This window comes from Acinetobacter lwoffii (genome assembly GCF_022809915.1).
GTDB classification, from domain to species: domain Bacteria; phylum Pseudomonadota; class Gammaproteobacteria; order Pseudomonadales; family Moraxellaceae; genus Acinetobacter; species Acinetobacter lwoffii_M.
Map to the genome: position 1 here is coordinate 197,628 of NZ_JALGQY010000002.1, position 22,841 is coordinate 220,468.

The 22,841-nt window shown below is 45.0% G+C and carries 20 protein-coding genes and 1 pseudogene; 13 read left to right on the forward strand and 8 right to left on the reverse strand.

Going from position 1 to position 22,841, the window contains the following annotated elements:
• Nucleotides 1-23: 23 nt before the first annotated feature.
• Nucleotides 24-1,028: a hypothetical protein gene (locus tag MTX11_RS02525; RefSeq protein WP_005261740.1), complete on the reverse strand. Its 1,005-nt coding sequence runs from the start codon at nt 1,026-1,028 to the stop codon at nt 24-26.
• 367 nt (nt 1,029-1,395) lie between these two features.
• Complete coding sequence (locus tag MTX11_RS02530) at nt 1,396-1,641, reverse strand: SlyX family protein (protein WP_004278477.1); 246 nt, start codon at nt 1,639-1,641, stop codon at nt 1,396-1,398.
• Between the two features lie 33 nt (nt 1,642-1,674).
• Here MTX11_RS02530 and MTX11_RS02535 point away from each other — a divergent pair, with 33 nt between their 5' ends.
• Together MTX11_RS02535 and MTX11_RS02540 are read left to right on the forward strand one after the other, a co-directional pair.
• The gene (locus MTX11_RS02535) at nt 1,675-3,579 is read left to right on the forward strand and encodes an ATP-binding cassette domain-containing protein (protein WP_086044137.1); all 1,905 of its coding nucleotides are present in this window, start codon (nt 1,675-1,677) and stop codon (nt 3,577-3,579) included.
• 107 nt (nt 3,580-3,686) lie between these two features.
• Nucleotides 3,687-4,622, forward strand: a complete 936-nt coding sequence (locus MTX11_RS02540; RefSeq protein ID WP_005261737.1) for an LpxL/LpxP family acyltransferase — start codon at nt 3,687-3,689, stop codon at nt 4,620-4,622.
• A 323-nt stretch (nt 4,623-4,945) separates the two neighbouring features.
• Here the strand turns inward: MTX11_RS02540 and MTX11_RS02545 are convergent, their stop codons facing one another.
• Nucleotides 4,946-6,076: an endonuclease/exonuclease/phosphatase family protein gene (locus MTX11_RS02545; protein WP_005107955.1), complete on the reverse strand. Its 1,131-nt coding sequence runs from the start codon at nt 6,074-6,076 to the stop codon at nt 4,946-4,948.
• 188 nt (nt 6,077-6,264) lie between these two features.
• Between MTX11_RS02545 and asd the strand changes: the two genes are divergently transcribed.
• From asd to truA, 5 genes are all read left to right on the forward strand, one after another.
• The gene (asd, locus tag MTX11_RS02550; RefSeq protein ID WP_004647391.1) at nt 6,265-7,383 is read left to right on the forward strand and encodes an aspartate-semialdehyde dehydrogenase; all 1,119 of its coding nucleotides are present in this window, start codon (nt 6,265-6,267) and stop codon (nt 7,381-7,383) included.
• Nucleotides 7,384-7,503: 120 nt separating this feature from the next.
• Complete coding sequence (locus tag MTX11_RS02555) at nt 7,504-9,090, forward strand: FimV/HubP-related protein (protein WP_243474268.1); 1,587 nt, start codon at nt 7,504-7,506, stop codon at nt 9,088-9,090.
• Between the two features lie 66 nt (nt 9,091-9,156).
• Nucleotides 9,157-10,542, forward strand: coding sequence for a FimV/HubP family polar landmark protein (locus tag MTX11_RS02560; protein ID WP_243474269.1), 1,386 nt, complete (start codon nt 9,157-9,159; stop codon nt 10,540-10,542).
• A gap of 46 nt (nt 10,543-10,588) precedes the next feature.
• Nucleotides 10,589-11,557 carry an asparaginase domain-containing protein gene (locus MTX11_RS02565; protein WP_243474270.1) on the forward strand — a complete coding sequence of 323 codons (969 nt, stop codon included), beginning with the start codon at nt 10,589-10,591 and terminating at the stop codon, nt 11,555-11,557.
• 15 nt (nt 11,558-11,572) lie between these two features.
• Nucleotides 11,573-12,370 carry a tRNA pseudouridine(38-40) synthase TruA gene (gene truA / locus MTX11_RS02570; protein ID WP_243474271.1) on the forward strand — a complete coding sequence of 266 codons (798 nt, stop codon included), beginning with the start codon at nt 11,573-11,575 and terminating at the stop codon, nt 12,368-12,370.
• 90 nt (nt 12,371-12,460) lie between these two features.
• On the opposite strand, the gene MTX11_RS02575 is transcribed toward truA, so the two are convergent.
• Nucleotides 12,461-13,468 carry an AraC family transcriptional regulator gene (locus tag MTX11_RS02575; RefSeq protein WP_243474272.1) on the reverse strand — a complete coding sequence of 336 codons (1,008 nt, stop codon included), beginning with the start codon at nt 13,466-13,468 and terminating at the stop codon, nt 12,461-12,463.
• Between the two features lie 231 nt (nt 13,469-13,699).
• Between MTX11_RS02575 and infA the strand changes: the two genes are divergently transcribed.
• The 3 genes from infA (at nt 13,700) to MTX11_RS02590 (ending at nt 14,976) form a co-directional block, all read left to right on the forward strand.
• A complete protein-coding gene (gene infA / locus MTX11_RS02580) occupies nt 13,700-13,921 on the forward strand; it encodes a translation initiation factor IF-1 (RefSeq protein ID WP_001284370.1) in 222 nt (73 codons plus the stop codon).
• Between the two features lie 133 nt (nt 13,922-14,054).
• Nucleotides 14,055-14,435: a hypothetical protein gene (locus MTX11_RS02585; protein WP_243474273.1), complete on the forward strand. Its 381-nt coding sequence runs from the start codon at nt 14,055-14,057 to the stop codon at nt 14,433-14,435.
• A gap of 142 nt (nt 14,436-14,577) precedes the next feature.
• Nucleotides 14,578-14,976: a hypothetical protein gene (locus tag MTX11_RS02590; protein WP_004729461.1), complete on the forward strand. Its 399-nt coding sequence runs from the start codon at nt 14,578-14,580 to the stop codon at nt 14,974-14,976.
• Nucleotides 14,977-15,049: 73 nt separating this feature from the next.
• Here MTX11_RS02590 and leuB read toward each other — a convergent pair whose 3' ends face one another.
• From leuB to leuC, 4 genes are all read right to left on the reverse strand, one after another.
• The gene (gene leuB, locus MTX11_RS02595) at nt 15,050-16,129 is read right to left on the reverse strand and encodes a 3-isopropylmalate dehydrogenase (protein ID WP_243474274.1); all 1,080 of its coding nucleotides are present in this window, start codon (nt 16,127-16,129) and stop codon (nt 15,050-15,052) included.
• Nucleotides 16,130-16,171: 42 nt separating this feature from the next.
• The gene (locus MTX11_RS02600) at nt 16,172-16,735 is read right to left on the reverse strand and encodes a hypothetical protein (protein WP_213686448.1); all 564 of its coding nucleotides are present in this window, start codon (nt 16,733-16,735) and stop codon (nt 16,172-16,174) included.
• Nucleotides 16,736-16,822: 87 nt separating this feature from the next.
• On the reverse strand, nt 16,823-17,473 hold the full coding sequence (leuD, locus tag MTX11_RS02605; protein WP_243474275.1) for a 3-isopropylmalate dehydratase small subunit: 651 nt from the start codon (nt 17,471-17,473) through the stop codon (nt 16,823-16,825).
• 21 nt (nt 17,474-17,494) lie between these two features.
• On the reverse strand, nt 17,495-18,928 hold the full coding sequence (leuC, locus tag MTX11_RS02610; protein ID WP_005107970.1) for a 3-isopropylmalate dehydratase large subunit: 1,434 nt from the start codon (nt 18,926-18,928) through the stop codon (nt 17,495-17,497).
• A gap of 261 nt (nt 18,929-19,189) precedes the next feature.
• Between leuC and MTX11_RS02615 the strand changes: the two genes are divergently transcribed.
• The 3 genes and pseudogenes from MTX11_RS02615 (at nt 19,190) to ovoA (ending at nt 22,818) form a co-directional block, all read left to right on the forward strand.
• Nucleotides 19,190-19,426: a DUF2061 domain-containing protein gene (locus MTX11_RS02615; protein ID WP_243474276.1), complete on the forward strand. Its 237-nt coding sequence runs from the start codon at nt 19,190-19,192 to the stop codon at nt 19,424-19,426.
• 190 nt (nt 19,427-19,616) lie between these two features.
• Complete coding sequence (locus tag MTX11_RS02620) at nt 19,617-20,492, forward strand: LysR family transcriptional regulator (RefSeq protein ID WP_243474277.1); 876 nt, start codon at nt 19,617-19,619, stop codon at nt 20,490-20,492.
• Between the two features lie 150 nt (nt 20,493-20,642).
• Nucleotides 20,643-22,818 (forward strand): annotated as a pseudogene (gene ovoA / locus MTX11_RS02625) (5-histidylcysteine sulfoxide synthase).
• Nucleotides 22,819-22,841 lie beyond the last annotated feature (23 nt).

The window sequence follows — 22,841 nt, forward strand, 5'->3', positions numbered from 1 at the left end:
AAACGCAAGTTTGCACGATAAAATTAATTCAGGAACATTTCATGACTATATAAAATTTCGTGACCATTCCAGTAAATATAACCTTTCTCGATCAACTCCTTCAGCAGCAAGCGGATGTCCGATTTTGGAAATAACTGTTCCAGTAAATCACGCAGCTCATAAATGTCTTTGGGTTTATCGCCCTGCAATTCACGCAGTTTACGCGCCACTTCCAGTTGTACCGGATCGATCCGGCCAAAGTTCTTGAACAGGTCTTGCTGTGCCGACTGGATTGGTGACTTGAGTATTTCAGATTCAACTGGAGCTTCTTCTGCCTTCAGTTGGGAAATGACCTGATCCAGTTTTGGATTTTCAACCGGGCTTTGTTCATCCAGATTGAGTTGCAACCATTGTTTCAAAACTTTTTTGCGGAAGCTGATTTGCTCATCATAGCGTTTGACGATTTTCAGGTTAATCAACATGCCGACCACATGCTGAGCTTTTACCGGCATCACTTGCAGAATATTCGCCACTGAGTTTTTTAGGGTTTCCACCGTATTCGGTTTGCCGCTCATTTTCCCTAACGCATCACAGTATTTTTTCACCAGTTGCAAGGCAGGTTTGTTCTTGATGGTATCCAGACTCGGAAGATGATTTTTAGGTTGATCGGTTGGAATGTTTGTCTCATCAGGCTGAATCTGAATTAGGTGACACGGAATATCAGAAGCTTGCAGCATCTGCTGCAACATCTCGCAGCTGTCCATCGCCGAGATCAATTCAACCTCGGTTTCCGGCTCCAGTAGCGCCATAAGCTGACCGACAATGACCGCATATTCATATTCTTTTTGTGGCGATTCAGGCGTGTCCAGTACCACCACCTGACCACTGCTAATCCAGCCGGCAAGCTCGGTTAAATCCTCTAAGGAGAATTCAAATTTTCCAGCACAGCTAAACAGATATAAAGTCGAATAATGCGCCACAATCTCACGCATTAACTTGGCTGTGGGGAAATTATTTTCGAGGTCGAGTAGAACAACTTTTGGGTGCATGGGACGCAATTCCGGAATGTACCTAAGAGCCGGTATTAGAGTAGGAAGTGAGTGAAAGGTCAAATAATTTTACGACTGAATGGGTGCAGGCCTGTTTCGGCAGAGGGCCAAACTGCATTTTATGAAATGCCTGCAAGAAATCTGTTTACGAGCGCGAATGTTTGTTTTCAGCAGAAAAACTCTTTTAAACTTGATGATCGCGCTGCGCTTTATTACTTTTATATGCGGATTTAATGCAATTTAAAAGCCAATTCAAAAAAATAATATTTCTCTTTTTAACATCTTATCGATTGGCTCATTTTTATTTTTCAATAAAAAACCCTTAGATCAGCTAAGGGTTGTTGTTGATTAAATCATTGGTTGCAAATTAATAATGCGGTGGGCGATCTGCAACCGGATCAAATTCTGCAATGCCTTCAGACAGATCTGAAGACTCAACACGTTGATATAACAGCGTCATTTGCTTTTTCAGATCAGCAATTTCCAGGGTCTGTTTGGCCACCTGATCATTCAACTGTTCAACTAAATCGTCTAAAAATGCAATTCGCACTTGCAAATCTTCAATGGGTGCGGAAAATGACGCCTGATCATTTAGATTTTGTTGTTTAGTCATTTAAAGTCCTCATTGGGGATTTCAGGAAACATTATGGCCTATATTACCCTTAGGGATGTCCAACTTGCGTTTGGTGGACCCGCCCTGCTCGACGGCGCGAATTTTAACTTGGAACGCGGCGAACGAGTGTGTTTGATTGGCCGTAATGGTGAGGGTAAGTCTACCTTACTTAAGCTGATTGAAGGAAGTTTACTGCCTGACAACGGCGAAGTTTCATTACAAAACGGCATTACTATTTCCATGCTGGCGCAAGATGTACCGATGGATTCAGGTAAAGTGGCTGATATCGTGGCAGATGGCGCTGGTGAAGCGTCAGAAGTTCTGCGTGCTTATCATGCTGCCAGTGAAGCTTGTGTACTGGGTGACATGGACGCCTGTGATCGTATGGGCAACCTGCAACACAAAATGGATCAGCTGGATGGCTGGGCGCTGGAAACCAAAGTCAATTCGATTTTAAGCAAAATGGGCCTGGACCCGGATGCAGATCTTGCCGATTTGTCCGGTGGTCGTAAACGTCGTGTCTTGCTGGCACGTGCTTTACTTACCCAGCCTGATGTGCTGTTACTCGACGAACCGACGAACCATTTAGACGTTGAAAGTATCGAATGGCTGGAAAAATTCCTGCTCGATCAGAACAATTTGACCCTGCTGTTCATTTCGCATGACCGTGCCTTTGTCGACAGCATCGCCACCCGTATTGTCGAGCTGGATCGTGGTCAGCTGCGCAGTTATGAAGGTAACTATTCACGTTATCTAGACCTGAAAGCCCAGCAGATGGAAGCCGAAGAGAAGCAAAATGCGCTCTTTGATAAAAAGCTGGCTGAAGAAGAAGTCTGGATCCGTCAGGGCATCAAAGCCCGTCGTACCCGTAACGAAGGCCGTGTCCGTGCCCTGAAAGCCTTGCGTGAAGAATCTAGAGCACGTCGTTCGCAACAAGGTAAAGTGACGATGGCGACTCAGGATGCCAACCGTTCAGGTAAACTGGTGTTTGAAATCGAGAACCTGAGTGTGAAATTCGGTGACAATGCACCGATCATCAATAATTTCTCTGCACTGGTATTACGCGGCGACCGTATCGGTCTGGTCGGTGATAACGGTGTCGGTAAAACTACCCTCATTAAAGCCATTCTGGGCGAGCTAGAACATGGCGGTACGGTGAAGACCGGTACGCAGTTAGAAGTGGCCTATTTCGACCAGCTCCGTAATGCGCTGGATCTGGAAAAATCTGTTAAAGATAACGTCTCAGAAGGTTCTGACCACGTGGATGTGAATGGTAACCGTCGTCATATCTATAGTTATTTACAAGATTTCCTGTTTTCGCCAGAACGTGCCCGTACACCAGTCAAAGCTTTGTCGGGTGGTGAACGCAATCGTATCTTGCTGGCGAAACTTTTGCTGAAACCATCGAACCTGATTGTGATGGATGAGCCAACCAACGACCTGGATATGGTGACTTTAGAGTTACTGGAAGAAATGCTGGGCGGCTACAAAGGCACCCTGCTGTTGATCTCGCATGACCGTGCCTTTATGGACAACGTGGTAACATCCACTTGGGTCTTTGATGGTAAGGGCAATATCGACGAATATGTCGGCGGTTATCAGGATTATCTTGAACAGCGCCCGGATCAAACCGTGGTTGACCAAAAAAGTGCCGTGAAAAAAGCCATGGCCAAAGCAGAAGCTGAGGCGGCACCGGTCGCTGCCAAGAAAGTTAAGCTTAGCTACAAGGACCAGCGTGCACTCGAACAGCTTCCAGCTGAAATGGAAGCGCTGGAAAAAGAGCAGACCGAGATCAATACACAACTGGCTGATGGCTCTTTATTTGTGACTGATTCCGATAAAGCACTGAAACTGTCTAAACGCTTATCCGAAATTGATGAGCTGTTACTGGAAAAATTAGAGCGTTGGGAAGAACTGGACAACCTAAGTAACGGCTAAATATTCCCCGAGCTTTTACTCAAGCATCTGTATTCGTACAGATGCTTTTTTATTTCAATAATCTTCTCTGTTAGACTGCATTTAATCTTTTGGCCCTAAATTGTTTTATGAGTACTCAGCCTGCATATCAACCCGGTGAATTTCAATGGTCATTCCTGTTACCTCAATATTGGGGCAAATGGCTAGGCATTATTTTCCTGATGATTCTGGCGATCTTACCTTGGGCCATTCAGCATCGTCTGGCGTCCCTGCTGGGCCACCTTTCTTTTAAATACTTGAAATCACGCCGTGAAACCACGCTGCGTAATCTGGAAGTCTGCTTTCCCGAATGGTCTGAAAAGCAGGTACAGGACAATGCCCGTCAGGTATTTATCGATCAAATGCTGGGGGTGTTTGAGACGCTGAATGCCTGGTACAGTCCGAAATGGTTTCAGGGCCGCGTCAGTATTGAAGGCTTGGAACATATTCAGAAGGCACAAGCCGCAGGCCAAGGCATGCTGTTATTAGGCACGCATTCAACTTTGCTCGATGCGGGTGGTTATCTTTGCGCACAATATTTTGAACCGGATGTGGTCTATCGTCCGCAGAATAATCCACTTTTGGACATGCTGATTTACCGTTGTCGCGCCACAATTTATGCCAATCAGATTGACCATGATGATATGCGCGGTCTGGTACGTAACCTGAAAAATGGCCATGCGATCTGGTACAGTCCGGATCAGGATTATGGTTTAAAACAAGGCGTGATGGCACCTTTTTTTGGCGTGCCTGCGGCGACTGTAACCGCACATCGCCGTTTACTGAAAATGACCAAAGCGGCTGCAATTCCTTTATATTTCTACCGTCATGGCGATATTAACAATCCGCGCTACCATGTGCTCATTGAACCGGCACTGGAAAACTTCCCTAGTGAGAATGAAGTTGAAGATGCCACTCGCGTGAACCGGGTGATTGAGCAGCAGTTGCGCATCGCACCGACCCAATATATGTGGTTCCACCGCCGTTTTAAGACTCGCCCTGAAGGTTATAAATCAATTTACTAAATCGATTTGATCACGGAATTTGAAGGGCTATAGCTTAAAATCATGTTTAAGTAATTGAAATAATTTAACCCGAGCTCTACATCCTGTAAAACTCGGGTTAATGAGGTTGTGCTTTCACATATTATAATTCGTTCTGCTTTTTTGTGATTTCCCTTTCAGCATCATATCCATGATGTTTTCATTCAGCTTCGTCTTCCTTATGAGAATATCCTTTCTCGACTCCCTGTGCTGATAAACCTAGAATACCCAGATTCCCAACCCCTGCCCATTCGCAAGAAGCGTAAACTGTTGTAAGCAATATCGTACACTTTTCTTCTAAAAACCTATGAGATTTTGCCCCCTTCTTTATAAGCCAGGGCAACTTCATCAGTGACTATTTTTTCCTCTTTCTCTGCTTTCTGAATGCCTTCTTCAATAGCTTTTTGTGCTTCTTGCTCATCTTCATCAGTTTGTTCTAATTCTTCCTGAATATGCTCGAATACCCGACCGGTTTGTAAAACCAGAAAGACCGGAAAATGGTCAGAGCCTACATGCGGTAAACGTTCCATATGTACCAAGGCAAAATCGGTACTGTGAAAGACGTGATCCAGCGACCAGCGAAAAAAAGGATAATCTGCGTGAAAAGTATTCACATAATGACGTCCTACCCGCGGATCCAGCAGCCCACTAATGCGTTGAAACAGGCGTGTGGTACGTGACCAGGCCACGTCATTCAGATCGCCCATGACGATACAGCTTTCATCCAGATCTTTAATCTGATCACCGACAATCAGCAATTCAGCATCACGCAAGGTAGAATCCTTGGCCTCGGTCGGGCTGGGTGGTTTGGGATGCAGACAATAGAGCTGTACTGGCTGTCCCGAGCGTAAAATCACCGTGGTATGAATGGAGGGAATTTCGTCACTCAGAATAAATTTAACCTCAGTTTCACTCAATTCGAGCTTGCTATATAGATGCATGCCATACAGATTATCCAAAGGCACAGGCACGCGATAAGGATAATCAGCTTCAATCACAGAGAGTGCATTTTGCCAGTTTTGATCAGTTTCCAGAGTCAAAACCAGATCTGGCTGATGAATCTGGATCTGCTCGATCAGTAAATGATATTTGGTATTGGTAGTAAGTACATTGGAAACGACCAGGGAAATCTGACGTTGCGGATCCAGCTGATCCTGCTTGACCTGCTTGACCTGTTTTTTCCAGATAAAGGTATAGGGCAATACCATTTTCAACTGATAGGCCAAAGCTGCCATCAGCCCGACAAAAAGCAGCTGATTCAACCAGTTCCAAGGATGATCAACCAGAAGAAAAAGAATAAAGGCGATAAAGCCCAATACCAGAATTTGTAAGCGTGGAAAATCCGCACCCCGAATCCACCATTCATCGCGTGGTATCAGTGACCAAAAACTTAACCAAATGACAATGATTGCCAGAATTTGGATAACCCATATCATAAACTGCGCTCTTAATTAAGTTATTATTTTTTCTAAAAGAAAAATGACGTTATCAATTTTGTATGTATCATAAAGCAGATATTTCTCTCAAGAATATTGATGTTTTGATTGTGTAGCTCTTGCAGTTGGGTCCCTTTTTGGTACACTCGAATCCCTTTTGATTTTTTAACGCACCGAGGCAAAGTGACATGAAAGTAGGTCTGGTCGGTTGGCGCGGGATGGTCGGTTCCGTCCTTATGCAACGTATGGTTGAAGAGAATGATTTTGCTCATTTTGAGCCATTCTATTTCTCTACCAGTAATGCAGGCGGTGAAGCGCCGGCATTTGGCGGTAAGACCGCCCCAGCACTTATGGATGCATCAGACATTAACAGTCTGAAGCAAATGGATGTCATTATTACCTGTCAAGGTGGCGACTATACCTCTGAAGTTTTCCCGAAATTGAAAGCTGAAGGCTGGAACGGTTACTGGATTGATGCAGCATCGACCTTACGTATGGATGATGAAGCCATCATCGTACTTGATCCGGTCAACATGCATGTGATCAAAGATGGTCTGGTCAAAGGCACCAAGACTTTTGTCGGCGGTAACTGTACAGTTTCCTTGATGCTGATGGGCTTGGGCGGTCTATTCCAGAACAATCTGGTGGAATGGGCAACTTCAATGACGTATCAGGCCGCTTCAGGTGCAGGCGCGCAAAACATGCGTGAACTGATCAATGGTATGGGATATTTATATAACAATACCAAAGAGTTGCTTGATGATCCGCGTTCTCCAATTCTGGATATCGACTCTAGAATTGCTGAATTACAACGTGGTGAAGGCTTCCCGTCTGCAAACTTTGGCGTTCCTTTGGCTGGTTCACTCATTCCTTATATCGACAAGCAACTGGAAAGCGGCCAGTCGAAAGAAGAATGGAAAGGTCAGGTTGAAACCAACAAGATTCTGGGCAACCAGCAGATCGTGCCAATTGATGGTCACTGCGTGCGTATTGGTGCCATGCGTTGTCACTCTCAGGCATTAACCCTGAAATTGAAAAAAGATGTACCTTTGGATGAAATCGAAGACATCATTGCACGTGCCAATGACTGGTCTAAAGTGGTTCCAAATACTCGTGAAGCATCGATGACTGATCTGACGCCTGTTGCTGTAACAGGTACTTTAAGCGTTCCAGTCGGCCGCCTGCGCAAGCTGAACATGGGTAAAGAATATCTGGGTGCATTCACTGTAGGTGACCAGTTGCTTTGGGGTGCTGCCGAGCCATTACGCCGTATGCTGCGTATTCTGATTGATTATAAAAATGCCTAATATCCTTTGGATATAAAGCCAAAAGCCGATCTTTATTGATCGGCTTTTTTATGTAACTATTGCGTAAGTATTTTACAAAAAACAAACATCCCGTTAATCTATAATTTTCGCTATGCGATAATGACTGAGCTCACGATTAAGATGACTGTATATAACAAATTAAAGCTTGCCATTTTAGCCATTGTCGCTTCACAAAACATTTATGCGATTAATGTAGATCCGGTTCAGATTCAGTCTGCCCCTGGGGAATTACTCTATGCAGAAATGACTTTTCGGCAGTCTGATATCAATCTGCCGATTGAAGTCAATCTGGCTTCACCTGAAGATTTAATGTCAATTGGTGCATCGCATCAGCCACCTGGTCATCTGAACTTTTTTACTCGGCGCAGCAATAATGGCACCGGGGTTATTACCATTACTTCTTCTCGCCCCATGACAGAGCGCGAGCTGAATATTATTGTCAAAATCAAGGAAGGCAATGCCGCACGGCTGCAACATATTCGTACACCCTTACAAGCTAAAACCGATTTATTAAAAGCTAGTCTCAAACAGAATGAACGTCCGCTTGCACCAGTTGTCGTCGTCAGTGAAAAAGATATTGCACTCAACTTACCCGTAAGTAGCCATTACAATACGGCAGCCTCCACAGCCTTAAATAAGCCACCGGCTCTAGAAAAGCCGTTGGCATTGCAACGCACAGCACCACCGACATTATCGAACACTTCTATTCCAAAAACTGCATTTGCGCCAGCTGTAATGGCATCAACTCCAGCGATTCAGGCTCAAGCGATTACGCCTGTACTGAAAAGCGAGGCTGTAACTGCACCCGATACTCCAGCCCCAGTTAAAACTGCACCGGCGCTTTCAGATTCAGTAAAGACCTCACAAGCCACTCTTGCATCGCCGGCTCCTGCAGCAGTCTCGACTACAGATAAACCAGCCAGTACGATGCCAGCAAATCAAAGCGCATCAGTACCAAATAAAGTAGATGTGCAGAAAGCTGTAGAGTCCCGTTCTGATCATCAAACCGCCTCCAGTGATCCATTGGTGAAAAAATTTGCTGAGGAACAAGCCAGAAAATCAACTGGATCATCCAATCCGGTGAAAACTCCAGCTCCAGTGACTGCAAAAGCTTCACCAATCAAAGCAACTCCGAATCAGACTCAACCTACTTATGTCGTTCAATCCAATGAGTCACTGTGGGGGATTGCAGCACGAATTGCCGAACAGCAGCAGCGTCCGGTCAATGAAGTCATGCAGCAAATCAAAAAACACAATGAGCATGCCTTTATCGGAGGAAATGCCAATCGTCTACGCAAGGGTGCTTCATTGAACTTAAATACAACTCATCCTGCACCTGCGCCCATTAAAGTTTCTGCAGCACCTCAGACAGAGCGACCTTCTAAGCCTGCTGGCAAAACTAAATACCGTTTGAATCAGGCAGAAATGAGCCTAGTGGCTGAGAACCAGCGCGATTCCGGGCAAGTTTCTGCAAACCAAAACACAGAACGCAATCAAACATCAAAGGAATTGTCATTAAAAGTTATGACAGCCCGAGAAAAAACCGTTAAATTACAGAGAAACGTAACTGAATTAGAATTGGCACTCAATCAGAAGGATCACAGAATTCAGTTATTAAATGCGCGTCTGGCCCAGCTACAACAACAGCTCAAAGCCCAACAAGCAGATAAGAAGCCAATTAATTAAAAAGTTACACATGACGATTTATTGGGATAGGCGAACTTAAACTACTCTATCCCCAAGGGGTAAAACATGCTGATTTATGTGATTCCATTAGTGATATTGATCATCGTATTAATTGTCTTTAAAAAACGACAAGATGCTCAAGAATCAGATAAAGCAAAAACTAAAACGGTAAAAGCGAAAAAAACTGGTTCTGCGTCAAAAGCTGCTCCACAAAGAACCAAGGTAGTGGAGCCAGTCGGGGTCACAAAAAAATCAGCAACACCATTATCGGCAGAAACACGCAAGAAAATTGAAGGCCTAATTCAGGAACGTAATTTTTTTGCGGCCGAAGCACAGATTAACCAGGCACTGAATCGGGATAATTCCCAGCATGAACTCTATCTGCTGTTATTGGATATTCATATCTTACAGCAAGATGATTTTGCGATTACCCAACTGATTAATCATATTCGTGCTCTGAAAATCGATGAAATTCTCTCTCAGGCTGAAGAAAAAAGAAGCGCCTATGAAAGAGAAAAATCAGTTAAACCAGATCCAGTTTCTAAGTCTGTTGTTCCCGCATCGAATACAAGTGATTTTGATGAATTGAGTCTTACATCACTTCCTGTGGATACAAAAGCTGGTTTAGCATTCGAGCAACTACAACAAGAAAGTGCGCCAGTTAAAGAAGAACCAGCACCTCTTGAATTTAATTTTAAGCCGAGTGCTGCACCTGCCTCAACCAGCGCAACAAAGACTGAGCCTGAACAAGACAACAGTTTTGACTTTAATCCAAAGAGCAGCTTTTCTCAGAGTGTGCCGACTGAATCAGCACCATCAGTGGTTAATGAAGTTCAGTTTGACTTTGAATCTTTTAAAGTAGAGTCAACAACGTCAGAAATTTCTTCTGTAGCTTCTGATCGTCTAGAAACAGATTCTGAAAATAAAACGAATCTTAATCAGATTCCTGATCTTGATCTCAATTTAAGCACTAATAATGAACAGTTACCGGCTAGCGATGAAGAAATCAAGCCTCTAAATTTTTCATTCTCACTTGACATGCCTGTACTAGCAGCTGAAAAAACTACGGTGCCAGCGACTGAGTTTGATCTGTCTAGCTTGACAGCTGCAGCACCTGTGGCAGAGTCGGCTACACAAACCAATCTATCAGGCATGGATTTCAAATTAGATCATTTGGAAACCATGCCAGAAGCGCCTGCTGCAACAGTGATGAGTTTCGATCTTCCTGCTACGCCAGCTCAGGCAGCCGTAGACCAGCATGATCCACTCGTGCAATCTTTCCCGGAATTACTGGATGTTAATGAAGCAAGTCTCAATCTTGATCTTGCCCAGCAATATATTCAACTCGGTGCCTATGCCGCTGCCCGTGAAGTTATTACCGAGCGAGAAGCTGAATATACTCCTGAGCAACAACAACGAGCCGAGCAATTACTGAATCAAATCGCATCTTGATGCATTTCGATTTACACTAAAGCAGTCAATAATTGGCTGCTTTTTTATGATAAAAAATATTGCATTAATTTATATGGGTGGCACATTCGGCTGCGTGGGAGATCCTCTTGCACCGATGCCTGCTGATTTATTTATTCCAAAGCTCGAACAGATACTTGCAGAGCAGTATTTCGTCGAATGCCATCATGCACCCGCCATTAAGGACAGTAGTGCCTGTATAGCAACCGACTGGTTGCAACTGGTACAGTTTATTCAGCAATTGCAATCGCGGCAGATCCAGCATTTTGTGATTATTCACGGTACAGATACGCTCAGTTATGCCAGTGCAATACTGGCACATTTTATTGGAAACTCGGCGCATGTGGTACTGACCGGTAGCCAATATCCGCTGCTGAATGCTCAAGGCAATGAACAGCGTGAATTTAGTGATGCCCTAGATAACCTGAAATTTGCACTAGATTCCGTCAGCGAATGTAGCGCTGGAGTCTATCTGGCATTCCATCATCAGCTGCTACATGCGCAAACTGCACTGAAACAGCATACTACCGAGTTGAATGCCTTTTCAGGTCTTGAAGCCAATATCGCAATCCAAACCAGTCAAGCGTGTTATCAGATCGAAGCTAAAGATATTGTGAAAGCGGCTGAATTCAACTGTATGAGCATCATGATGCAGCCGATTGATCTGACCCAGCAGCTGAATAACCTGAACAACCTCTTGGCTCGACCACCGCATTTTTTATTTCTGCAAGGTTTTGGCACTGGCAACCTGGCGGTCAATGACGCCATGATTGCGCTCATTGATAAACTCTATGAGCATGGCTGTATTTCCGTCTTGACCACCCAGGTGCCTTTTGGTGCGACGGACCAGCGCTATGCCATTGCCGAATGGGTCAATCACTGCAAAATTTTGCTGAATGAAAGTTATGGACATGCGGATCTGTATGCAAAAGCCCTGAAAATGTATTTACAATACGACACTGTAGAGCAATGGCATCGTCATTGGTACGATCAATAAGGTTTTGAGGTCATTATGCAGCGTTTTGCGGTGGGAATTGAGTTTTGTGGGATGCATTATCGAGGATGGCAGACTCAACAGCCGGGAGTTGCAAGCGTACAGGAAACTATTGAAAAGGTCCTGAGCCGAGTTGCCGATCAACCGATTAGCCTACATGGTGCCGGCCGCACGGATGCCGGGGTACATGCGACCAACATGGTGGCACATTTTGATACTGATGCCGTGCGTTCTGAACGTGGCTGGCTGATGGGCTGCAATAGCCAACTCCCTAAAGATATCTCGATCCAGTGGATCAAAGAAATGGATCACAGCTTCCATGCCCGTTTTAAGGCGCAGGCGCGCCGCTACCGCTATGTGGTCTATAATCACCCTGTGCGCCCGGCATTGCTGCATAAACAGGTCACCCATGTCTATGCACCCCTTGATGTTGAACAGATGATATACGCCGCGAAAAAGTTTGAAGGCACGCATAACTTTGAAAGCTTCCGCGCCGCAGCCTGTCAGTCCAATCAGCCCGTTCGCCATGTCAGCCATTGCCGTCTGATCCGGCATGGTCAATATCTGGTCCTAGATATTCAGGCCGATGGCTTTCTTCACCATATGGTGCGCAATATCATGGGATGTTTACTGGAAATTGGTCAGGGTATGTACGCTGCCGATCATATTGATACTATTTTCGCTGCCGAAGATCGTAAAGCCGCAGGCGTGACTGCACCAGCAGATGGTTTGTATTTTATTCATGCTGACTATCCGGCGCAGTTTGAATTACCGGAGTTACCCTTAGGTCCACATTGGCTGAATATGCCGGAATAATTTTGATTTTTTTAGAATATTTACCTCCCCTCACCCCTCCTGAAAGGAGGGGAATTCCTCCCTTTAAAAAAGGGAGGTTAGGAGGGATTTTTAACGCTGCTTGCGCTTCCGATATTCCACCGGCGTTTCATTGGTCCAGCGTTTAAAGGCACGATAGAAGGTACTTGGCTCGGAAAAACCGGTCAGATAGACAATCCGCTCGACGCTCTCATTGGTACTCGCCAGCAAACGCTTGGCCAAACGACAACGATAATCCGAGAGAATCTGCTGAAAACTGGTATGTGCCTCACTCAGTTGCGTTCTCAAACGGCGTGGCGTGATATTCAGTTGTGCTGCTACAGTTTCCAGTGTGGTTTCACCACTCTCCAAAGTAGAGCCGATCGCACGACGGACTTCACCGACCAGATCATATCTTGCCAGCTCCTGTAGCTTTTCAATGGCCAGTTGCTCATGCAGCTGCAACAACTCAGGTTCAGCTTGCCATAGCGGATATTCCAGAATAGTCGGATCGAAGTATAAACGGGTTTCTTTCTGACCTAGACTGACCGGACACTCATAAACCCGGAAGTATTCATCATCAAGTGCCCCTTTAGAAAAATTAAAATCGATATAAATCGGCTCAAAACGCCCTTCAGTAATAAATTTAAAGAAACGCAGGACACCTGACATGGCGCATTCAGTAAAATGACGATTGACCAGACTCTCAGCAAAAGGCTGTTCACCATTGGTTAAATAGCAGCGGTCATCTTCAATCACCAATTTGGCAGCAAAGGCATCACTGATCAGTCGCTGATAAGCCAAAGCACGTTTCAGTCCCTCACCAAAATTTTCAGATGAAACAAACAAGTGTTCAATCACTTGACCACGATAAAGAGGCAAGTGTTCACCCAGATGCAATCCAATATCCGGATCCTTGCTGACTTCCTCTGCCGCCACCCAAAAGGCATACTGGGCACTCAGCGGAGTACGGTCATTGGCCTCTACCTGATTTAAAGCCACTCCTGCTTTGGTCAAAAGTTCTTCTGTTGGCAACCCCGCACGACGAATCGCCTGATAGCCTAAACGCAATACGACTGATGCATCCGTTAGCTGACTCACTCAAAAGCCTTCCTTGTATGTACTTCATTTATACTTAAAAAGATTAATTTTAGATTAACTGTGATTGACCAAACTGACAACAGAAACAGGTGTCTTTTTAGTTAAAAAAATTATCGTGACAGTTCGCCTATTTTACTGGCAGATGATCAGTCTAACGCCCGTTTCGTCTTGTATTTTGCAAAAAAATTGACTATAATTTGCGCCTTTCCAATTTATTCATTCAGGTAGGCTATGGCCAATAAAGAGGAACTCATCGAGTTCGAAGGCGTTGTCACCGAGACGCTTCCTAATACTATGTTCCGTGTACGTTTAGAGAACGGTCACGAAGTGATTGCCCACATCTCTGGTAAAATGCGTAAACACTATATCCGTATTTTGACTGGCGACAGTGTGAAGGTTGAAATGACACCTTATGATTTGACTAAAGGTCGTATCACATATCGTGCACGCTAAGTTTTAGCGCAAGCAAAAGCCACTTTTAGTGGCTTTTTTATTACTTGAATTATTTATCAATCAATAAAATAATTTGACACAGCCTTATAAATTCACAACTATTCATTGAATTAAAACAACAGGTATAAAAACAATGAATATGAAATGCTTACCCCTACTTTCCAGCTTGTTTCTCGTTGCGTGCGCTACCGACGGCAATCAGCATCTGCATCAATCTCTACAACCTTATGTGGGTCAAACTGCCGCACAGGTTCGTAGCCAGCTTGATCTTCGTGCAATGGGATTCAAGACCTCCCAGCAACCAATTCAAACCGCAGAATTTCTCAGCTACACTATTTTTCGGGATATGAATATTCCGATGGGCACGCCGAATATTAGTCAGAGTATCTCGATCGGTGCACCAATGCCGATGCCCTCAAATGGTGGTTATAACATTGAGATGAAATGCCAAATCTGGTTTGACCTAAAAGATGAAATTGTTCAAGCCATCCGCTATACCGGTAGAGCTTGCTAAGCTGTACTCATCGAGTTCAAAGCCTGTATCTTTAAATCAGGGATCAACCTCACCACGCTAAACTTCTACCTTGTATCAAATCACAACAGTATTTTTGCATGGAATGCGCTTACACTCATTTTATTTGGTGTGAGGACAACTCATGAAGTTCACACTGATTTTAGCATGCTGCACAGCCTTGGGTTTGCTTAGTGCATGCACCACCACCTCCTCAACGACTGCACAGCGTGATGCCTATTTACAACAGTTCATTGGGCAAAGCAGCCAACTGATCGATCAAACTCTGGATCTAAAACGTTTAGGTTACCAGCAGATCAGTGGGCCTGAACGCAGCGCCAAGCAATTAAGCTATGTGGTACAACGCCCCATTACCATTCCTTTGCCTGTAGCGCAGTTTCCTGCCACAGGGACAGGCACTGTACCGATTCCAGTGTCAGTAAGCCCTGCCGGCGGCTATGACGTCAAATTGCAATGTAAAATCACCTTCTTACTCAAAGATAATATTGCCACCGCGGTACGCACCACAGGCCGAACCTGTTAAGCCGTTTAAGCTTTGAAATTTCTATCATAAAAAAACGCAGCTCAAGGCTGCGTTTTTTTGAATCGAAACAGGCTTAGTTCAATGCAGCAACGACTGCTTGACCCATTTCAACCGTACCGACTTTTTGCATGCCTTCAGACATGATATCCGCCGTACGCAAGCCTTGATCCAAGACCTGACCTACTGCATCTTCAATCGCTTTAGCAGCGGCTTCTTCACGGAAGGTATAACGCAGCATCATCGCCACCGAAAGAATCGTTGCCAATGGATTTGCCAGGTTTTGACTGGCGATATCTGGTGCAGAACCATGACAAGGCTCATACATGCCCTTGCCATTTTCATCCAGAGATGCCGATGGCAACATGCCGATTGAACCGGTCAACATCGCAGCTTCATCAGACAGGATATCACCGAACAGATTCGAGGTGACAATCACGTCAAACTGCTTTGGCGCACGCACCAGTTGCATTGCGGCATTGTCGACATACATATGCGATAAATTAATTTCAGGGTATTCGGCATCTTTCAGCGCAGTCACTGTCTGTTTCCACAGTTCAGTTACTTCAAGCACGTTGGCTTTATCCACTGAACATACTTTACCACCGCGCAAGTTGGCCATTTCAAAAGCGACTTTGGCGATACGCTTGATTTCAGATTCTGAATAAACGTCAGTGTTATAGCCTTGTTTCTCGCCATTTTCCAGTTCACGGATACCGCGTGGCTGACCGAAGTAAATACCACCGGTCAATTCACGCACAATCAGAATATCCAGACCTGCTACGATTTCAGGCTTTAAACTTGAAGCATCAGCCAATTGCGGATAAAGAATGGCTGGACGCAAGTTAGCAAACAGGTTCAGTTCACTACGCAATTTCAATAAACCACGTTCCGGACGAATTGAGCGCTCAATCGTATCCCATTTTGGACCGCCCACGGCACCGAGTAAAATCGCATCAGCTTTTTTAGCCTGTTCAGAGGTCACTTCAGGATACGGTGAACCATGTGCATCAATGGCTGCACCACCGAGTAAGCCCTGTTCCCATGTCAAATCAAGATTAAATTTTTCATTTACGCGTGTGAGTACTTGCTCTGCGGCTTTTACAATTTCAGGGCCGATGCCGTCACCAGCTAAAATCAAAATTTGTTTAGACATGAGATTTTCCGTTTAAAACGTCAGATTCAGACCTGACAGAGGTTAAATTTTCTTTTCTACAAACTCTGCAATCCCGGTGACTGCATTATAGGGTTTGCAAAAACGACGAATGGTTTTTTGCTCTTGTACCAGATCTACGCAAAGCGGATCCGGCGCCGAAGAATTTAATAAACTGCTGCTACGCGCACTACGGTCACGAAACATTTTTAAGCTATAGCGGTTATTGGCCTGAAAACGATGGAATACATGTAAAGTTTCCGCTTTATCCTTACTGATCGGATAAAAACGCACGACCAGTTCATGCTGTCCTGCCGGCACAGATAAATAAATCGGATTGGCCTGATTTAAATTTTTGGCCTGCAAGCGCACCAGTTTCTGCTTCAGCGCCTCATCACTGATGCGGCCATTGTCGGCGTTGACAATAATGGTCTGATTGAAGCGTTCGAACTGGCAATCTGGCGTCCCTGTACAGTAGATCAGGGCATTTCTTTTGCTCTCAGTATTTTCTTTGGCATGTTTGAGTTTCATCGTGTCGATGCTTTGACATGCAGTCAACAGCACCGATACTGAACTTAAAGCAAGCCACTGTTTCCAATAATTCGCCATAATGTCTGTCTTACCCAATCAAAAAACTCAATAATCTTCCGATATTAGCAAGGGCATCGCAGTCATGCCATGACAATTTTTACTGATTTATCCATGAATTTCGGCAAATACCCAAGGACGCGATTGTTTGGTTTTTTCTTCATAGGCACGAATATCATCCGCTACCTGCAAAGTTAAGCCAATATCATCCAGACCATTTAACAGGCAATGCTTGCGAAATGGATCAACTTCAAACTTAAAGCTTTCACCTGTAGGGGTGCGAACTTCTTGTGCCTGCAAGTCAATAGTCAGTTGATAGCCTTCATCTGCCGCACATTCCTTAAATAACTGCTCAACAATATCTTCAGCCAAAATCACTGGCAACATACCGTTTTTAAAACAGTTATTAAAGAAAATATCAGCAAAGCTTGGTGCAATCACGGTACGAAAACCGTACTCACTCAAGGCCCACGGCGCATGTTCACGGCTAGAACCACAACCAAAGTTGGCACGTGAAATTAAAATAGATGCACCCTGATAACGTGGTTGGTTCAAGACAAAGTCCGGATTGATCGGACGAACTGAATTGTCCTGCCCTGGATAACCTTCATCTAAATAACGTAATTCATCAAATAAATTGTCACCAAAACCGGTACGTTTGATCGATTTCAAAAACTGTTTTGGAATAATTAAATCTGTATCGACATTGGCACGGTCTAAAGGTGCAACGATACCTTGTTCAATGGTATAAGCTTTCATGTCTGTGCTCCTACGTACCAATTAAAATGAACGAACATCAACAAAGTGACCTGCAATCGCAGCAGCGGCTGCCATGGCTGGACTCACCAGATGAGTACGACCGCCATTGCCCTGACGACCTTCAAAGTTACGATTCGAAGTCGACGCACAATGCTCGCCTGGTTGCAATTTGTCAGCATTCATCGCCAGACACATTGAACAGCCTGGTTCACGCCATTCGAAGCCTGCTTCGACAAATACCTTGTCCAGACCTTCCGCTTCTGCCTGAGCCTTGACCAGACCAGAACCCGGAACCACCATCGCCTGTTTGATTGAAGATGCGACTTTGCGACCTTTGATCACTTCGGCTGCAGCACGGATATCTTCAATACGCGAATTCGTACATGAACCGATAAAGACACGATCCAATTGAATCTCAGCCAAGGCCTGACCGGCATTTAAGCCCATATATTGATAAGCACGGTTCCAATCATTGCGTTGTACATCGTCTTTGGCTTGTTCTAAAGTCGGTACTGCTTGAGAAACTGGAATGACCATCTCAGGAGAAGTTCCCCAAGACACTTGCGGCTCAATTTCTTCACCTTGCAACACGACCACCGTATCAAAGTATGCACCTTCATCTGAATGCAAAGTATTCCAGTAAGCCACTGCCTGATCCCACTGTTCCGCAGTCGGAGCATAAGGACGGCCTTTAACATACTCGATAGTTTTGTCATCGACAGCGACCATACCCACGCGTGCACCGGCTTCGATCGCCATGTTACACACAGTCATACGACCTTCAATCGACATGTCACGGAAGACCTGACCACCGAACTCAATCGCGTGACCAGTACCGCCTGCAGTACCAATCTTGCCAATAATCGCCAAGACCACATCTTTCGGTGTTACGCCCTGACCTAATTTGCCATCGACGCGTACCAACATGTTTTTCATCTTCTTTTGAACCAGGCATTGAGTCGCCAATACATGTTCAACTTCGGATGTCCCGATACCATGCGCCAAACAGCCAAAAGCACCATGTGTTGCGGTATGCGAGTCACCACATACCACGGTCATGCCCGGTAAGGTCAAGCCCTGCTCCGGTCCGACCACATGCGCGATGCCCTGACGGATATCGTTAATATCAAATTCAACAATATTAAAAGTCTTGCAGTTATCATCCAAGGTTTGCACCTGGATGCGCGAAGTTTCATCTTCAATTCCGGCAACGCCCTGCTCACGCTCTTTTTTTGAGGTCGGTACGTTATGATCCGGTGTGGCAATGTTGGCACTTAAACGCCATGGCTTACGCCCGGCCAATTGCAAACCTTCAAAGGCCTGTGGAGAAGTCACTTCATGTAATAAGTGACGGTCGATGTACAGTAAGGCAGAACCATCATCACGTTGCGTTACTAAATGGTCGTCCCACAATTTATCATATAATGTTTTTGCTGTTTGGGTTGCGCCTGCCATGTCGATGTACTCCACTGGACTGGGTAAATTCTTTCTCTGATTTTGATTATATCGCTGCAATCACATAAATCTAATTTATCATTTTTATCAGTTAAAAAACTTTTTGGAATCTTTTAAAAGCTGAATCAAATCATGCTTGAGCTCTATTTTTATAAATCTAATTTTCCGATTGATTTATAAAAAATATTCGCTTTTACAAATTAAATGAGAATTATTATTATTTCTTCATCGACAGAAATGATGATTTTGAGGAACTTCGACATGGCACATATTCAACGCTTCGTAGACAACAACCAGCGCATGTTCAAAAAAACCTTCAGCTACTACATTATGCACATTACTGTGGCGATGATTGTGGGTTACTTGGTGACCGGCAATTTGACGATGGCCATTGCCTTAAGTTTGTTAGAGCCAACGGTACAGGCAGTTGCTTTCTTCTTCCATGAAAAAATCTGGGAGCGTAATAACCAACAGCAGAATGAGGACATTACCGTCTAAATTCTTCGGTCGAGGTTTCTGATGAAAGACTGCCCTTAAAGGTGGTCTTTTTTAATTTTTAAAATTCTAAGGCTTTGAAAATGTATAGTAATTCAGCACTGCAACATAGATGAGCTAATTTTGCTTTGATTTATTCTTAAAATATAACAATAATAGATTTACACATAAAAATTCTTTATAGGTGATTAAGATGAATCTCGCAGCCTTTGAAGCCTTCGTGAAAGTCATGGAAACCGGTTCGATTTCTTTGGCCGCAGATCAGCTCTTCATTACCCAGCCTGCTGTCACCAAACGTATTCACAGTCTGGAAGAATACTTTGGGGTCAAGCTGTTTGAATCTGCCGGACGTGGCGTACAGGCCACCCACGCGGCGCATTCGCTGTTGCCTAAAGTGAAAAACTGGCTGAATGAACTCGGTGATATTCATTATACCTTGAGCCATGAACAGGGTCAGGTACAGGGCAAACTAAAAATTGGTACCAGCCATCATATCGGCCTGCATCATCTGCCGAGTCATTTGCGCCGCTATGTACAGGAATATCCGGATGTAAGGCTGGATGTACATTTTGTCGATTCCGAGCAGGCACACGAACAAGTCATTGCTGGCGATCTGGAACTGGCATTTTTAACCTTGCCGCCACGGGGCGATGCGCGTCTGAATTATGTCACCATCTGGAATGATCCTCTGGTCTTTGTAGTTGCACCCTTTCATCCACTGGCGCAGCAAAAAAATCTGTGTCTGGAAGATTTGCTGAATTATCCGAGCCTGCTGCCGTCTTCACAAACCTACACTTCGCAGATTACTTTGGCCGAATTTGAAAAACAGGGTATTAAACCGAAAGTTAGTATGAGCAATAATCCGCTGGAATCGATCCGGATGCTGGTATCGATTGGCTTAGGCTGGTCGGTACTGCCAAAAACCCTGGTCAATCATGACCTGCACCAGCTGGATATCAATCTGGAAATGAACCGTCGCTTGGGCATGGTTTGGCATCCTGGCCGTACGCAGTCCAAAGCGGCTCAGGCTCTGGTTCAGCTCATGCAAGGCGCTTCCCTGCCTATTTAAACCGTTCCTGAACATGCTGCATTCAAAACGGTGCAGCATTTTGTTACCTAAATACACCCCATCTGGCGAGATCTTTCGAGTATTTTTAAGACAATTCCATTCTTTTGCAGTGCAAAGGGATGCTTAAAATTATTCGATGGAGCCTGACGGATGCAGCTCGATTCTCCCCTAAAATCCCACTCTCAAGATAAAACAAATACAAGCAGCCTGTGGCTTTCGGCCAAACTGATGCTGCTGCCCACGCCGGCACTTGATTTTGCCGATGAACAGACTGCCCGGCACTGCCTGCGCGAATATTTCCTGAATACCTTTGACACCTATGAGCAACTGTTTGAATGTCTCAAGCATGAAGATGCTTTTTTCGTTAAACCGATTACCTTACGTCATCCGCTGATTTTTTATTTTGCGCATACCGCCACTTTTTTTTGTCAATAAACTACTGCTCAGCAAGCTAATTAGCGAACGCGTAAATCCGCATTTTGAAAGTATCTTCGCGATCGGTGTGGACGAGATGAGCTGGGATGACTTGGATGAAGTACATTATGACTGGCCCAGTGTTCAGGAAGTCCGCGATTATCGGCATCAGGTGCGCGCCCTGATCTTGAATATTCTTGAGCATGCTCCGCTGACTTTGCCCTTAAACTGGCAGAATCCGTGGTGGACGCTCATTATGGGCATTGAGCATGAACGGATTCATCTGGAAACTTCTTCCGTACTGATCCGCCAGCATGCTCTGGAACATGTACGCCAGCATCCGCAGTGGCGCGCCAATATCATTACTGGCATAGCTCCGGATAATAGCTTACTGCCTGTGCCTGAAGGTAAGGTACATTTACAGAAATATTTTAACGATCCATTTTATGGCTGGGACAATGAATACGGCCTGCATGAAGCCGAGGTTGCGGCTTTTGCAGCCTCCAAATATCTGGTATCGAATCAGGAATTTCTGGCCTTTGTCGAAGCTGATGGCTATCAGACCGAACACTACTGGAATGAAGAAGGTCTAGGCTGGCTGCAATTTTCACAAGCTGCTCATCCCTGTTTCTGGCGCAAAACTGAATTAGGCTGGTCATTGCGACTGATGCTGGAAGAAGTGCCGATGCCTTGGGACTGGCCGGTAGAAGTGAATTATCATGAAGCCAAGGCCTTTTGTCAGTGGAAATCGCAACAGCTGGAAAAAACCATTCGCTTGCCGACTGAAGATGAATGGTATCGCCTGTATGCAGTTTCAGACTTGGATCCAGATTTACCGAGTCCTCCACAGGCCAATATTGAATTGAAATACGGCACCAGCTCCTGCCCGGTCGATCATTTCAAGCAGGGCGATTTTTACGATATTCAGGGCAATGTCTGGCAATGGACTGAAACTCCGATCTACCCATTTCAGGATTTTCAGGTGTATCCATTTTATGATGATTTCAGCACACCGACTTTTGACGGCCGTCACAACCTGATGAAAGGTGGCTCCTGGATTTCGGCGGGCAATGAAGCTTTATATAGTTCCCGTTATGCCTTCAGACGGCATTTCTTCCAGCATGCCGGTTTTCGCTACGTCGCCTCTGATCAGGCACTGCAACATTTCCCTTCGAACTATGAAAGCGACCAGCTGGTCTCCCAATATCTGGAATTCCAGTACGGCCCCGAATATTTTGGTATCGCTAATTTTGCCAAAACACTGGTCGATCTGGCACAACCCTATTTTCAGCAAGTGCCATGTCATCGTGCCTTAGATATTGGCTGTGCTACCGGCCGCGCCAGCTTTGAACTGGCACACTATTTTGATCAGGTGACCGGTCTGGACTTCTCAGCACGTTTTATCCAGCAGGCAGTCTATTTGGCTCAAGGCAATAGGGTACGTTATCAGCTGCCGCTAGAAGGTGAATTAAGCGAAGAAAAAAGCTGTTCACTTGAAGATGTCGCTTTGGAACAGTTTGCGTCAAAAACGGAATTTTTTCAGGCCGATGCCTGCAACCTGAAAGCACATTTTAGCGACTATGATTTTATTCTGGCAGCGAACCTGATTGATCGGCTGCATCATCCGAGAGATTTTTTGGCGCAGATTCATGAGCGTATGAATATAGGCGGCATTTTAATGCTGAGTTCGCCTTATACGTGGCTGGAAGAACATACGGCGCGTAGTGAATGGCTGGGCGGTTTTCAGCAGGATGGGGAAAACATCACGACCTTGGCTGGTATTTCCAACATTTTAACCCAGCACTTTGAATTGGTGGCCGAACCCCAAGATGTGCCTTTTGTGATTCGGGAAACGGCCAGAAAGTATCAACACACGCTGTCACAAGTCACGATCTGGAAACGGATTCGCTAAAGGTAAGGTCATAGTCTAAAAAA

Excerpts from the sequence above, each read along its gene's own strand:
- MTX11_RS02525 (WP_005261740.1), bottom strand. The coding sequence starts at position 1,028 with ATGCACCCAAAAGTTGTTCTACTCGACCTCGAAAATAATTTCCCCACA.
- MTX11_RS02530 (WP_004278477.1), bottom strand. The coding sequence starts at position 1,641 with ATGACTAAACAACAAAATCTAAATGATCAGGCGTCATTTTCCGCACCC.
- MTX11_RS02535 (WP_086044137.1), top strand. The coding sequence starts at position 1,675 with ATGGCCTATATTACCCTTAGGGATGTCCAACTTGCGTTTGGTGGACCC.
- MTX11_RS02540 (WP_005261737.1), top strand. The coding sequence starts at position 3,687 with ATGAGTACTCAGCCTGCATATCAACCCGGTGAATTTCAATGGTCATTC.
- MTX11_RS02545 (WP_005107955.1), bottom strand. The coding sequence starts at position 6,076 with ATGATATGGGTTATCCAAATTCTGGCAATCATTGTCATTTGGTTAAGT.
- asd (WP_004647391.1), top strand. The coding sequence starts at position 6,265 with ATGAAAGTAGGTCTGGTCGGTTGGCGCGGGATGGTCGGTTCCGTCCTT.
- MTX11_RS02555 (WP_243474268.1), top strand. The coding sequence starts at position 7,504 with ATGACTGAGCTCACGATTAAGATGACTGTATATAACAAATTAAAGCTT.
- MTX11_RS02560 (WP_243474269.1), top strand. The coding sequence starts at position 9,157 with ATGCTGATTTATGTGATTCCATTAGTGATATTGATCATCGTATTAATT.
- MTX11_RS02565 (WP_243474270.1), top strand. The coding sequence starts at position 10,589 with ATGATAAAAAATATTGCATTAATTTATATGGGTGGCACATTCGGCTGC.
- truA (WP_243474271.1), top strand. The coding sequence starts at position 11,573 with ATGCAGCGTTTTGCGGTGGGAATTGAGTTTTGTGGGATGCATTATCGA.
- infA (WP_001284370.1), top strand. The coding sequence starts at position 13,700 with ATGGCCAATAAAGAGGAACTCATCGAGTTCGAAGGCGTTGTCACCGAG.
- MTX11_RS02585 (WP_243474273.1), top strand. The coding sequence starts at position 14,055 with ATGAATATGAAATGCTTACCCCTACTTTCCAGCTTGTTTCTCGTTGCG.
- MTX11_RS02590 (WP_004729461.1), top strand. The coding sequence starts at position 14,578 with ATGAAGTTCACACTGATTTTAGCATGCTGCACAGCCTTGGGTTTGCTT.
- leuB (WP_243474274.1), bottom strand. The coding sequence starts at position 16,129 with ATGTCTAAACAAATTTTGATTTTAGCTGGTGACGGCATCGGCCCTGAA.
- MTX11_RS02600 (WP_213686448.1), bottom strand. The coding sequence starts at position 16,735 with ATGGCGAATTATTGGAAACAGTGGCTTGCTTTAAGTTCAGTATCGGTG.
- leuD (WP_243474275.1), bottom strand. The coding sequence starts at position 17,473 with ATGAAAGCTTATACCATTGAACAAGGTATCGTTGCACCTTTAGACCGT.
- leuC (WP_005107970.1), bottom strand. The coding sequence starts at position 18,928 with ATGGCAGGCGCAACCCAAACAGCAAAAACATTATATGATAAATTGTGG.
- MTX11_RS02615 (WP_243474276.1), top strand. The coding sequence starts at position 19,190 with ATGGCACATATTCAACGCTTCGTAGACAACAACCAGCGCATGTTCAAA.
- MTX11_RS02620 (WP_243474277.1), top strand. The coding sequence starts at position 19,617 with ATGAATCTCGCAGCCTTTGAAGCCTTCGTGAAAGTCATGGAAACCGGT.